The following is a 12,685-nucleotide window of genomic DNA, read 5'->3' on the forward strand; positions in this document are numbered from 1 at the left end:
TAATTCCTTAAGCTTAGAGAAAAGCACAAAGGATACACTTAATAAACGTCAACCCTTCCACTCAGAATGGGATATGAATCATTGTTAATTGTCATAAACTTGAGTTAGCAGTTTGATTGACAATATGTCCTAGAAAAAGAAAAAAGCTTGTAGAATGCTTCTTCCTACAAGCTAATATTTCATTCTTTTTAACATAATTGTAAAAACTGTTTTGTCATAAGGCTTGCTGGAAAGATGAATTTCCCCGCCCAAAGCTTCCACAAGACGCTTCGTGATCGTCAACCCAAGCCCACTACCTTGATATATACGATTTCTTGAATCTTCTAATGTGTACATACGCTCAAATACCTTATCAATATGTAACTCAGAAATCCCTTTTCCTTTATCCCAAATATCAATATACACAATCTTTTCATCACTTCTTAAGGTCATACCTAGTGTTTTTCCATCTTCGCCATATGTAATTGCATTTGAAATCAAATTATTTAATACTCTACTTAACACTTCTGTATTTCCATGTCCATATAGTTGTTCATTTGGTATATCAATATCAACAGAGAAGCCCTTTGCAATAAGTAAATCGTAGAACGATAAAATATTTTCCTGACATACTTCATTCATATTAATTCTAGTTAACTCTATTTCTTTGTCTCCTGACTCTAATTTCGATAAGTCAAAGAATTTATGAATGAGTTCCATTACTTCAATCGTTTTTATATGTACCTTTTTCAATAAAGCTTGTCGTTCATCCTCGGTCATTGTAGGATCTGTGTGTAACATCTCGACATAGCCAAGAACAACTGTCAGCGGTGTTTTCAAGTCATGCGATATATTAGAGAGCATTTTGCGCATAGACATTTCTACCTTCGTTTGATCGGTTTTTGTAGTTTGTATTGCTTCTATTAAATGATTAATGGTGACTAATAACTTTTGCAGTTCTTTATTATCTGTCACAACTAATAACTTTTCAGCTGTTTGCTTTTCTAAAATATTCTGTAGCTTCTCATATATGTATCGTAAATCCTCATCTTTATTTTTCTGCATATTATATTGAAAAAAGATAAAACCTATTAATATGACAATAATCATTAGCAAAAAAAACACCATTTTACACCACTTCCAACTTATATCCGATTCCCCATAACGTTTTAATATATTCTGGGTTTGATGGATCATCCTCTATCTTCTCTCGCAGCCTTCTCATATGAACATTAATAACATTTTCATCGCCAAAATATTCTTCATTCCAAATAAGATTATAAATTTGAGCTTTTGAAAATACACGATTGCGATTCTTTGAAAATAGCTTTAATAGCTCAAACTCTTTAGAGGTGAGTTTAATGATTTCACCTTTCTTCCAAGCTGTAAAATTGATTGTATCTATTTTCAAATCTCCAATTTGTATAATTTCATCTTCTGCCTTTGGAGGAGCTGAATATTTTGTCGAACGACGAATCCCTGCCTTCACCCGCGCAGACAACTCAATCATTGAAAAAGGCTTACAAATATAATCATCTGCTCCTAGCCCTAACCCAATCGCCTTATCCACATCTGTATCCTTTGCAGACATCATTAAAATAGGAACAGCACTTCCTTCGCGGATCAATCTCACAACTTCTAAACCATCTAACTTCGGCATCATAATATCAAGAATGACTAAATCAAACGAACCTTTTATAAATTTAGCCAGCCCATCTTCTCCATCAGAAGCCGTTGCTACAACAAACCCCTCTTTTGTCAAATAGTTTTCTACCATTTCTTGAATAGAAATATCATCTTCTACAAGCAAAATATTAGATTGCATTCTTTTCCCACTCCTAGTTTTTAAGACCCGTATCCATGATGGACTACGGGTCTTTCGTTGAGATTCCAATATTAAAATGGACTATTTCAATTTCACAAGTGTAAAGCCATATTCAGGGTTGATACTTTGGATACGACCGACACTCGGTGAATAAAAGTTAGTTGTTTTACCTTTTTTAATAGCAATAACATTATCAAACGTACCGGCATTAGTGTAAATAGTAGCATTCGTATTTACAACTTTATAACCTCTTCCGAATTCCTGTTTTTTCTTAACTGGATATTTTACTGTTAAATGTAATGCAAATTCTTCACCAATTCCTGTATATAAACCTCTACTCGTTTCAAATTCAAAGTATCCCCAAGGCGTTGGGTCTTGGGTGAAAATCCAAGTATTGATGATGTCAAAATTTTTCTTAACGAAATTTGTTGTAATCGTATCTCGGCGATCATATCTGCTAGGTGTTAGATCTTTATATGTATATTTTTTTGATGTATTCATTGTGTAGCTTGTGTACTTTTTATTTGGCTGTGGTTTTGCTTTTTCTAAATACTTTGTTTGGATATAGCCACGCAAGTTTGTTGTGTAAAGCTCCGTCCATTGTCCCTTTTTCTTCCCTGTAATCATAACTGCATCACCATTTTGTACTTTTGTATAGCTAAATGAAGATGACTTTGCCTCGGATTTAATCGCAATGGCTTTACTACCAGACACTTTTACATAACGAAGAGATGTAATTGGCGCTTTTTTAGAAGCGGCCTCAGTTTTAAGCAATGTAGGTGAAAATATAGTTAGAGCAATAATAAATGATAACAAATACTTGAATAATTTCTTCATGAAAACCCTCCTTTATTACACTATATTACCTTTTTTTGCATACAAAGTAACCCACTTTATTTATAAAAAACAAAAAAAAGCGAGAAATCTTTATTAGACTAAGGAACTCTCCTTCTTTTTATTTTCACCTTTTAAGCAAAAAGAAGCTTCATGATTCTATATGTAGAGTGTACAAGAAAAAAGCGGACTTGGCGCGATGGAAACATTATCAAAGAGGCCGAAAATGGATTTTTGCTTGATTGGTTAAGCAGCCATTCACAAATGGCCAACCTCTCTAAATGGCGGTGTTAGCCTATAACTTTCATAATTGTTTTCTGAGAAGTGTTTACAAAAAAAGTGCGAAATGAGCTCGGATTTAAAATCCTTTTCATATCTTAGTTTATTTTTGGATAAGAATCCTTTCTATGATTAGGTTGGGGCTATATTATTTCTGGATATCTCTTGAAGTAGAGCTGATTGATTATTTTAAATAACCTCTTCGATAATTCTTCTTTAGTAAATTTTCCACAAAGACCATAAATATATTATTAATCCGATAATTCTTAACGTAATTCCTATTAATGCTTTAATTTTTGATTGAACTTGTAACCAAGTGAAAATGCTATGCACTACTATTCCAATAGTAAAGAGCAAACCGCTAATTATTTTCAAACAAGCTATGTCAAATATTCGTTCAATCAATATGATTAGAATACTAAGTACCATCAAACCGTAAGTAGAAAGAACGCTTTTTTTCGTCAACTCTCTCTTAACCTGATTTCTCTCTTCTTCTGACATCTTCTTAAAAGCTCGCCTCATCATTATAGTTGGTAACAAAGTAAATAATAGCAATTGTATAATTGAATCTATTTTCATCAAATCCCACTTCCTATACTTCATTGCCTAAATTTATAAATTTACCATTTTTGTTTAATTTGGTAAAAATAAATACATCTAAATTATATACAATATCGGTATATTATTCTATTTAAATTTTTTAAACTCTACTCGATTCATTTCAAATAAAGAAGTAGGACCCAATCGATTACCTTTTAATCCACTATACTTTTACTAGAAGTTCAAATTTTAAATAAAGGCTGTTTTCTTATAGACTTTGCTCTCTTGAAAATACTGAATATGGTTGAATAAGATACTATTTGAACTTATCTAGCTTCTTAACTTATCCGTTACAGCAAACTAATGAACAATATGAAGAAAATAATAAATAAGGTGATCCGCTACTAATTACGATTATCCAAGAATTTATGAGAAATCATATTTACTAGAAGAACATAAAAAGGGGCTAAACTTTGGGATGTTTGCACATATTCTTCATATTTTGAGTTTAGGAGACATTAATATTAAAGGTGTAAATATGATTAATTGGACTGCTGCCCCAGTTCAAACATAATTGATTTAATTGAGTGGTTAGATAAATTAGCAACCTTGTTTAATTAACGGGGGGCTTTACTTGAAGATCGTTGAGTTGAATAAGCAGCTATTTTTTTCTTATTGAGCTGATGGAGCAGGATAATTAAAGAAGCAGGATTTAATGCAATGTTCGAAGAACTAAGAATGTAAACAATTAAAAAGTGGTGATATAGTGAATTTCAAAATGCAAAATGGTGAATTTAATAATTTTGAGCAATTGATTAGGTCAATTAATTCAATTCCCAAAAAACAGTCAACCTTGTTAATTGGAATTGATGGTTGTGGAGGTTCTGGAAAGAGTACATTTGCAAATAAATTAAAGGATGAATTTTCTAATGTAACTGTTGTACATATGGATGATTTTCACTTTCCATCCTCACAACTTATTAAAACTCATCCAGAGAAAAAGCCTATTGGTGCTGATGTTGATTGGAAGCGTGTATTAAATCAAGTTCTTGCACCAATCAATCAAAATATAGAAACACGATATCAGCGGTATGATTGGGAAGCGGATGATTTGGCAGAATGGCATAGTGTTCCTGTTGGTGGAATTGTCATAGTAGAAGGTGTCTATTCTATTCGCAAGGAATTATCAAATAAATACGATTTTACAATATGGGTTGACTGTCCAAGAGAAACTAGGCTTTCAAGAGGTCTTGAAAGAGACGGGGAAGAGGCTCGTGATATGTGGGAAAATAACTGGATGATTTCAGAAGATATTTATGTTGAAAAACATAAACCATTTGAAAGAGCAGATATCATCGTTTTTGGAACCAATTAGATCTTTTTCAACTGATTTTGGCTTTTTCAATAAGGAGTAATGCCTCTTTCTTATTCAACTAAAGGGTTCGTAAGTTTAGTAAGAGACAGCGATTGCTGTCTCTTTTTTATAGTCTATGTGGCAATGGTTAGTACCATAGCCTTTGTTAGAAATTTTTCATAAATTTGCTAGTTCTGTACTTTGAAGGCAATCTTCAAAGTACATGTGTTACTATAAAAATTTAAGGATATTAACCCTCCAAATCATATGATGATTATCATCGTCCCAATAATTCATTATAAAATAATCAGGATTTCCATATTTCTTTGTCCAGATTTTTTGTGCACTCTTATATCCACTATCTATACAAATCTCTTCTATCCCTCTTTTTTGTAGAACCTTAAAAACTTTAGTTAATAATGAATTACCTACGCCCATTCTTTGAAAGTTAGGGTGCACGAATACTGTACCTACTTCGCATATATCTGTTAAGTCATTATTAGTACCTGTTCTTATAAGTTCGTTTGCAGGACCAAATTCTATCGTACCGATTATCGTATCTTCATACAAAGCAATTAGAAAATATCGTTTCTCCCCATTACTTTCGAAGTCGCTTTCTAAATATGCTTTCTTTGTTTCAATTTCACCTTCAATATCCTCTTTCTTATTCCCAATACCTTCCTTTATGTAAGTATCAGTAATAACAGTTCGGAAAAATGTAACTAGCTCATTATTGTCCTCTATTTTTGGCCTCCTTACTTCTATATTAAGCATAGATACATTCCTCCAATTACATTTTTATGAATCTTAAATTCTCTTTTCACATATCTAGAGTACTATCCTGACCCGATAAAGAAATAAAGTAAAGGTAATTTAGAGCTGAGAAATTCTTAAACAATCTCTTCAATATCAGCTAAATCTCCAGCTGTAAGTTTTATCTCACTTGCTTTAAAATTCTCTAATATTTGTGCAGTCTTCTTCCCACCAGGTATGACCGCAGTTACACCTTTTTGTGCTAATAACCAAGCGATTGCTAAATTGCCTACAGTTGTATCTTTCCTCTTAGCTATTTCTTTTAATTTCTCTACTTTTGATAAGTTAGCTTGGAAATTGCCCTCTTTAAAAAGCTCGACACTATTTCGCCAGTCTCCTGTATCTAATTTCAACTCTTTTGTATACTTTCCTCCGAGGATACCAAAAGCAAGAGGACCATAAGCAACAACAGCTATTTGATGATCGTTACAATATGGCAAAATTTCTGATTCAATATCTCGGTTTAGCATATTATATTCAAGCTGTACTACATCAATATCCCCAGTGCTGTTTGCTTCTTTTAACTGTGAAAGTGACACATTGGAGATACCGATAGTTTTGATTTTCCCTTCTTGTTTCAATTTCACCAATTCTGCAACAGCTAACTCTAGCGAAGCGCCAGGTTCAGGGAAATGGATATAGTATATATCAATGTAGTCTAAGCCTAATCGTTGTAAACTGGCTTCACAAGCACTACGTAAATAAGCAGGTTCATTGTTTACAGTTGATTCACCTTGATCATTTACCGTCCTTGCGCCCTTTGTAGCTAGTATGTACTGCTCCCGTGGGAAACTTTGAAGTACCTCGCCTACTAATTCTTCTGAACGACCTGGGCCGTACGCATCAGCAGTATCAATGAGAGTTGCACCGTTATTTAATGCCACTCTCACTAGCTCTTTTCCTTCTTCCTCATTCAAGTTTTCGTATAAATTATGTCCACCTACAGCGTTCGTTCCAAAACCAATTGTAGAAATTGAAATACCTTGTTTTTCGATTGTCGTATAGTTCATCTAAAATTCCTCCTTTTACATTTAGCGTGATAAGTTAATGAGTTCTTCAGCAATTAAGCGACTATAACTGATGATTTTTTTGGAAAGCTGATTAAATTTTCGACGTGATATATTCTCAGTTGAACCAGAAACGGCAAAGGCTGCTACTACTTCTTGGTTGATCATAATCGGGGCTGCGATACATCGCATACCGATTTCAGTTTCTTCATCATCAATAGCATAGCCACGTTTGTTTATTTCTTGAATATGCCTTAAGAATAGATCCTTTTCCTGAAACGTTTGAGAAGTCATTGGCTTAAAGTCAATAGTATCAATTAAGGATTGTTGATCTTCGTCGGATGAAAAAGCCAGTAGTACTTTTCCAATGGCGGAATGATGCACTTTAGATTTTCTCACCCTTGACTGCACGTCAATCTCAATACCCTCTCTATTCACAATTCGTTTCGTAACAAGTTGCGCATCTTCGATAACAGCAAGATAAACATTTTCATGTATTTCTTTTACGACTTTAAATGGTGTTTCTAATTGATGCCAAGGAATCTTTTTAGGGTTCACAATGACCGTTTGAAAAAATGCCTGATTCACATAGAAATGTGCCTTATCTTTCGTGATTAACTTGTATTCTTGTAAAATTGCTAAAATCCGATAAGTTGATGTTGAACTTAATCCAAGTGCTTCTCCAATCTCAGTCGCTTTCAATTTTGGATGCTGTTTTAATAACTCCAACATCCTAAGACCATTTTGCAATGTTCTCTGCTCAGTTGCTTTCAACTCACTCACCTCACTACATGTTTAGCATAAAGATTGCTTGAGGAAATAGAAAATAATTGTATGATTTTTTCGTATATAGGGAAATTAGGAGGATTAATTGCTATTTTTAATTCTCGTAATTCTCGCCAACTGATTTCACTGTTTTTTTGAATCACACTACACTTTTATTGTTTTTTACGTTTGGATTTAAATCAATTTTGAACACTGTCTTGAAATCGTTTTTTGTTATACCAGCCTTATATATTGTAAGGTTACTAGAGTGGCTTGAAAGGACATTGATTTAACAATGCCCTTGGAGCGTTTTTTCAACATTGTCCCCAACCAACTCACCCAGACTGTATAACCAGCCCAATCATCTTCCTCAATAACCGCAACGTCACATCCGTAAACTTCTCCACACTATCAGCCGCAACAGATTGAGGTCCGTAAATCATTCGAAACAACTGAAGTTGCTCCTCAGTAGGCATATCTGTATTCAAGAATAAATGCATGACATGGATGCCTTTCTTCTCCGCTTCCATCACCGCTTCTGCCGTATCAACAATTCCATTTAACGCATAGCCAAATGCAGAGGGTTCTCCATCTGAGAAAATGAGTAAAAAGCGATGCTTTTCATCGCGAGCTGCTAATCGCTTCATCATCCATCGAATGGCAAAGCCGTCACGATTATCTTCATGTGCTTCTAATGCCATTATGGCAGAGCCACTATCCTTTGCTCCATCCTCTAATTTATGCACCCATTCAAATGTATTCGGTTGTTTTTCTTCAGTTGCTTCATACGCATCTTCGTAAAAAGAGACGATTTCATGTGTGATACCCATCTTGCGTAGAACATCATGAAAAAGTAGAACCGCTTGCTTTGTTTCATCCATTTTATCAATCATGGAAGCTGAGCCGTCAACTAATAAACCAAACACCGCATCTAGAGGCTTTGCTGGTGAGTTTTTCTTATAAAAAGGTTTTGGTCTTTCATCGATTAAAAACGTTGTTAGCTTGGAGGAAAGTCGACCTTTTGTTAAATGATCCCGTCTGGCGATTTCCTTCTGAGCCATACGCTTTCTGAATTCAGCCATTAATGCCTTTACATAGGGCTCTTGTGCATTGCGCCAAGTGACTAGATCATCCATTGAATTTGCTTCTCGGGTCGTTTCAATTCTTCTTTCTTCATAGATAACGTTGCGATGTTCTTCACCAAAGTATTTGCCAGTACTTTTTTTCTCAGGGGGCAATTTTTTCACATCATTAGTATCATCTTGTTGAACAGAATCCTTTTGATCTTGTGCACCGCCAATACCGACTTCCGAAATCTCTGCGCCTTCTCGCCCTTCTTCTGCTTCTGTAGACATGGCTTTTCCTTCGTTACCATGTTCGAGCTCATAGCGCATATGAACACCTTCATCAGACTGCGATTCCCGATGCCATGTACGGAATAACTCTTCTATTGTTTCTTTTGCCTCGTCTTTGTTACCTTGTTCTTGTTCCGTCACACCTTTATGTTCATTAAACTTCGCTGCTTCTGCTATAGAATCCATAACTGCATAATAAGTGTGCATTAAGTCCTTATCCAAATGCTCCTCAATCATAGCCATCATTCGATAAACTAGCCCAATACTATCTACTGTAGAACGAGCATCATAAAGAGACTGCCAAGTGAATTGAAGAATTTCAAAAAAGTCAGGCATACTGGATGTATCTAATTGCATAGAACCTTCATGTGCCATGATGAATAAGTAATTTAAAGTGGCATCTGCTATAAAGCCCTTTTGTAAATTAACTTGAAGCTGTTGTTTATGAAACTCCAAATACACCCTTCTTCTTACATTAAATGCCTCACCTGTACCTGGCCGTTCCTTCTCAACCGCATCCATCAAACGAAATTCTTCTGCCATTAAAACAAGTTGTTCAAACAAATGTACATAAGGTTCCCCTTGCAGTTCTTCAAGTAATTCTAAAAATGGTTGAACCGTAAAATAGCGCCAAAATCCTGCCGCTAGCAAATAGATATCAGATAATCGTCCTGCGTGCATAATTTCTTTCTCACGATGACGCCAAAAAACACTCATTGAAAGTGCTTGCTCCTTTGGACGTAATTCTAACACTTGTCTCTCGGTTAAAGATAAATATGGTGCATGAGATAGAGCTCGCGTTAATTGCTCATAATGAAGCATCTGGCGTGCATTGATCTGTTCATTATTAAATTGAATAAAGCGATTCATCTGTGACATGCGATCAACCTCACTTCACCCACGTTTTAGCTAATTCCATTACCAGCTCACGTTCACCAATGTCATCCAATTTTTCTGCAACTGCATAACGAATTGCACGTAGTGGCTCAATATATTGAGCTAATTCAGTTGCGTCCAGTAAACTACGAATAGATGCAGCTTCTTCACTTAGTAAGCCATTTTGCACCTGTCCCTTCAAATCTTCTGCTAAATTGTACATAACATTTTTCAAGCTTTGTGGTGCATTTGGGAAAGCATTCTCCCATAAATTCTTAAGTTGCTCACCAGCTAAATATGGAATGCTATAGGAAATAAAACGATTCTTCAGCGCCTCATTCATTGGTGCTGTTCCGATATAACCTTCATTGATTGCAGAAAGCACATTAAAATGTGGATGTGCTTGAATTACTTCTCCCGTAAATGGATTCGTTAGCATACGACGGTAATCAAGAACACTATGCAAAATCGGTAACGTCTCCGCTTTTGCCATGTTGATTTCATCAATATATAGTAAATGTCCTTCCTTCATCGCCTTAACAACCGGACCTTCCACAAACTCAATTACTGTTTCCCCGTCCTTTTGCACAATCGTCTTAAAACCAAGTAAGCTTTCTGCATCTAAGTCAACCGAGCAGTTGATACTGTGCATGGGCTGTCCGAAATAAGCAGATACCGATTCAGCTAACTTTGTTTTACCTGAACCAGCTGGACCCTTTAATAGCACTGGTTTTTGCAAAGCAACACTTACTAGTACATCTTGCCACAGCGTTGGATCTGGTGAAATATAGCCGCCATTTCCAATAAGTAATACCTGTTCTTCACTATATATACGAGCTACGCGATCATTCTTAACCTTTTCAACTAATTCATGCATAAGTAGTTCCCCCTTGTTGTGCTTACATATGATAAAAAACGACTTTCGCATATTTTTGCGGAAGCCGTTTTTGGTTTGATATTACTTATTCAAAGTATTCTTTGTAGAAGCCACCAATATGTCCTGAATTATCGATTACAAAAATGAATTCTTCCGTTTCATTTTTCACTTCATATTCTTTCCCAACTGTTAGTACATTTGATACAAGGTATTTTTTTGCATCTGTTTGTTTACAAGTAACTGTTTTAATCGTTGGTGCGTCTTTCCATTTTAAATGTAACATTTAGAAACAACCTCTCTTATTAGAAAATCCTTAATGAATACGTAAATAGATTACATTCTCCTATTTTAAACGATTTTCACTGGAATGTGCGAGAAAAGCGCATAATTTTTTTAGGAATTATCAATGATTAATAAAGTCACCAAAAAACGAGAGAAATGAGAGCCCATTCCAACGACTTTTTATTAGTGCCAGCTTTTCATATTTACTGCAAAATTAATGCACAAATAGTCTGTGTTAGAGCATTTCACCTAACGTAAGAAAAAAACACAGCAAGATATTTTATGTTAAAATGGATTATATTTGAAATACAGAAGGTTTAGGAGGTAGGAAATTTGTTATACATAGCTTTGCTTACTTGTATTGTATTATCGATTCTAATACCTACAATATTAAAGAAATTCAATCATTCTATAGAAATGCATGGTTTAACGATTTTTGTAAGTTTTTTAATTGGAATGCTTGTCTTAAATGAACAAGTACCTTATAACATGCCAATAATTATTAGCGCATCATTAATCGTTTTTACATCGATACTTGTTCAATATTTTAAATTATCTAGTACTTGGACGTTAATTAGCCAAATTATTGCAGCACTAATAGTTATTTTAGTGGGTGGAGTTGAAATTAGCTTTATTAATCAGATTGATTTAGGCTATTTGACAATTCCTTTTACTTTACTATTTATTATTTGTTTCACAAATACGACTAACATTGAAAAAAGTCCTGATGGCTTAATAACATCGCTTTCAATAATTACTTTAATTTCTCTATCAATAATCTCATTTATACAAGGGGACTCGTTTGCTGCAACAACTGGATTGCTACTTATTGTATCTACTTTAGGCTTTCTGCTGTACGGCTCCATTTCATCAAAAGTTGACATTGGTAATACAGGAACTATTTTATTAGGTTTTATGATAGCTATACTTTCATTATTCCTTGTTAAAACAGACATTGTAGACATTTACGTTCCACTATTTACTTTAGCTATACCCATAGGTCTGTATTACTATTTCATTCAATACAACTTTACAAATAAACAATCTACGTTGATTTGTTGTACAGTCGCAATTCTACTTAGTATACCTGTATTTCTCCTTTCAACTTTAGTGTTGTGGTGCTTTATAATCATATTAACAGTGATCATAGTTATTTCTCAATTCTTCTATAAATACAGATTTAATTAGAAGAAAAATCGAGTAAGGCTTTCTTAAAACGATTGCTTTTGTAAGTTCAAAAAAATTTATTATTTGGACCTATAATAAAAAATATATGACAATTCAAAAGAATCTGATATAATCAATTAATATTTAAAAACAATATATAAAATGTATATGTAATAATTAACCAATCACTAGGGGTATGCAAGCTTGAACGGAGGTATAAGACAGTGGATAAGTTAAGAAGTGACTCTTCAAAATAAAATTTTGAGGAGGATAATAAATGGAATTAACATTTAAAAATAGTAAAACTATCGATAGTGACCAATTAAAAAATTTATATAACGATGTTGGTTGGACTGCTTATACAAAAGATATAACATTGCTTCAACAAGCATTACTTCAATCTTTAGAGGTCGTAACTGCTTGGGATGATAACAACTTAGTGGGGTTAATTCGTATAGTTGGTGATGGTTTAACTATAATTTATATTCAGGACATACTTGTATTAAATGAATATCAAAACAAAGGAATTGCTTCTCAATTAATACAAGATGTTATAAAAAGATATGAAAGTGTTCGTCAAAAAGTACTGTTAACTGAAGAGGCTCCTGATGTAAGACACTTTTATGAAAAACAAGGCTTTCAATCTTGTGATAAAGGCGATTTAGTATCTTTTGCTAAGTTAAATTAGAAGGTATTTGTCTAGTATTTAATCATAGAAATGTTACAAAATAG

Annotated in this window: 13 protein-coding genes; 3 read left to right on the forward strand and 10 right to left on the reverse strand. The window is 34.1% G+C overall.

Annotated elements, in window-relative coordinates; all coding sequences use genetic code 11:
• Positions 1 to 171 precede the first annotated feature (171 nt).
• The 4 genes from ACZLO7_RS13960 to ACZLO7_RS13975 all read right to left on the reverse strand — a co-directional run bounded on the left by ACZLO7_RS13960 (position 172) and on the right by ACZLO7_RS13975 (position 3,499).
• Positions 172 to 1,107 carry a sensor histidine kinase gene (locus ACZLO7_RS13960; protein WP_464939972.1) on the reverse strand — a complete coding sequence of 312 codons (936 nt, stop codon included), beginning with the start codon at positions 1,105 to 1,107 and terminating at the stop codon, positions 172 to 174.
• Position 1,108: 1 nt separating this feature from the next.
• The gene (locus ACZLO7_RS13965; protein ID WP_464939971.1) at positions 1,109 to 1,804 is read right to left on the reverse strand and encodes a response regulator transcription factor; all 696 of its coding nucleotides are present in this window, start codon (positions 1,802 to 1,804) and stop codon (positions 1,109 to 1,111) included.
• An 81-nt stretch (positions 1,805 to 1,885) separates the two neighbouring features.
• Positions 1,886 to 2,641: an SH3 domain-containing protein gene (locus ACZLO7_RS13970; RefSeq protein ID WP_464939970.1), complete on the reverse strand. Its 756-nt coding sequence runs from the start codon at positions 2,639 to 2,641 to the stop codon at positions 1,886 to 1,888.
• Positions 2,642 to 3,133: 492 nt separating this feature from the next.
• Positions 3,134 to 3,499 (reverse strand): hypothetical protein, encoded by a 366-nt coding sequence (locus ACZLO7_RS13975; RefSeq protein ID WP_464939969.1) that lies wholly within the window; start codon positions 3,497 to 3,499, stop codon positions 3,134 to 3,136.
• A gap of 736 nt (positions 3,500 to 4,235) precedes the next feature.
• Here ACZLO7_RS13975 and ACZLO7_RS13980 point away from each other — a divergent pair.
• Positions 4,236 to 4,832: a uridine kinase family protein gene (locus tag ACZLO7_RS13980; RefSeq protein ID WP_464940001.1), complete on the forward strand. Its 597-nt coding sequence runs from the start codon at positions 4,236 to 4,238 to the stop codon at positions 4,830 to 4,832.
• Between the two features lie 210 nt (positions 4,833 to 5,042).
• Here the strand turns inward: ACZLO7_RS13980 and ACZLO7_RS13985 are convergent, their stop codons facing one another.
• From ACZLO7_RS13985 to ACZLO7_RS14010, 6 genes are all read right to left on the reverse strand, one after another.
• Entirely contained in the window at positions 5,043 to 5,585 is a 543-nt protein-coding gene (locus tag ACZLO7_RS13985; RefSeq protein WP_464939968.1) for a GNAT family N-acetyltransferase, read from the reverse strand.
• Between the two features lie 116 nt (positions 5,586 to 5,701).
• The gene (locus tag ACZLO7_RS13990) at positions 5,702 to 6,634 is read right to left on the reverse strand and encodes an aldo/keto reductase (protein WP_464939966.1); all 933 of its coding nucleotides are present in this window, start codon (positions 6,632 to 6,634) and stop codon (positions 5,702 to 5,704) included.
• Between the two features lie 21 nt (positions 6,635 to 6,655).
• On the reverse strand, positions 6,656 to 7,405 hold the full coding sequence (locus ACZLO7_RS13995) for an IclR family transcriptional regulator (RefSeq protein ID WP_464939965.1): 750 nt from the start codon (positions 7,403 to 7,405) through the stop codon (positions 6,656 to 6,658).
• Positions 7,406 to 7,731: 326 nt separating this feature from the next.
• Entirely contained in the window at positions 7,732 to 9,630 is a 1,899-nt protein-coding gene (locus tag ACZLO7_RS14000) for a vWA domain-containing protein (protein ID WP_464939964.1), read from the reverse strand.
• 10 nt (positions 9,631 to 9,640) lie between these two features.
• Positions 9,641 to 10,504, reverse strand: coding sequence for an ATP-binding protein (locus ACZLO7_RS14005; RefSeq protein ID WP_464939963.1), 864 nt, complete (start codon positions 10,502 to 10,504; stop codon positions 9,641 to 9,643).
• A gap of 85 nt (positions 10,505 to 10,589) precedes the next feature.
• On the reverse strand, positions 10,590 to 10,787 hold the full coding sequence (locus ACZLO7_RS14010) for a DUF6501 family protein (RefSeq protein ID WP_100797522.1): 198 nt from the start codon (positions 10,785 to 10,787) through the stop codon (positions 10,590 to 10,592).
• A gap of 332 nt (positions 10,788 to 11,119) precedes the next feature.
• Between ACZLO7_RS14010 and ACZLO7_RS14015 the strand changes: the two genes are divergently transcribed.
• Positions 11,120 to 11,974, forward strand: coding sequence for an MraY family glycosyltransferase (locus tag ACZLO7_RS14015; protein ID WP_464939962.1), 855 nt, complete (start codon positions 11,120 to 11,122; stop codon positions 11,972 to 11,974).
• A gap of 256 nt (positions 11,975 to 12,230) precedes the next feature.
• Positions 12,231 to 12,641, forward strand: coding sequence for a GNAT family N-acetyltransferase (locus tag ACZLO7_RS14020; RefSeq protein WP_464939961.1), 411 nt, complete (start codon positions 12,231 to 12,233; stop codon positions 12,639 to 12,641).
• Positions 12,642 to 12,685 lie beyond the last annotated feature (44 nt).

The organism is Viridibacillus sp. d25.2 (genome assembly GCF_055456015.2).

Coding starts and splice junctions, on each gene's coding strand:
- ACZLO7_RS14010 (WP_100797522.1), bottom strand. CDS start 10,787: ATGTTACATTTAAAATGGAAAGACGCACCAACGATTAAAACAGTTACT.
- ACZLO7_RS14005 (WP_464939963.1), bottom strand. CDS start 10,504: ATGCATGAATTAGTTGAAAAGGTTAAGAATGATCGCGTAGCTCGTATA.
- ACZLO7_RS13965 (WP_464939971.1), bottom strand. CDS start 1,804: ATGCAATCTAATATTTTGCTTGTAGAAGATGATATTTCTATTCAAGAA.
- ACZLO7_RS13990 (WP_464939966.1), bottom strand. CDS start 6,634: ATGAACTATACGACAATCGAAAAACAAGGTATTTCAATTTCTACAATT.
- ACZLO7_RS13960 (WP_464939972.1), bottom strand. CDS start 1,107: ATGGTGTTTTTTTTGCTAATGATTATTGTCATATTAATAGGTTTTATC.
- ACZLO7_RS13980 (WP_464940001.1), top strand. CDS start 4,236: ATGCAAAATGGTGAATTTAATAATTTTGAGCAATTGATTAGGTCAATT.
- ACZLO7_RS14020 (WP_464939961.1), top strand. CDS start 12,231: ATGGAATTAACATTTAAAAATAGTAAAACTATCGATAGTGACCAATTA.
- ACZLO7_RS14000 (WP_464939964.1), bottom strand. CDS start 9,630: ATGTCACAGATGAATCGCTTTATTCAATTTAATAATGAACAGATCAAT.
- ACZLO7_RS13970 (WP_464939970.1), bottom strand. CDS start 2,641: ATGAAGAAATTATTCAAGTATTTGTTATCATTTATTATTGCTCTAACT.
- ACZLO7_RS13985 (WP_464939968.1), bottom strand. CDS start 5,585: ATGCTTAATATAGAAGTAAGGAGGCCAAAAATAGAGGACAATAATGAG.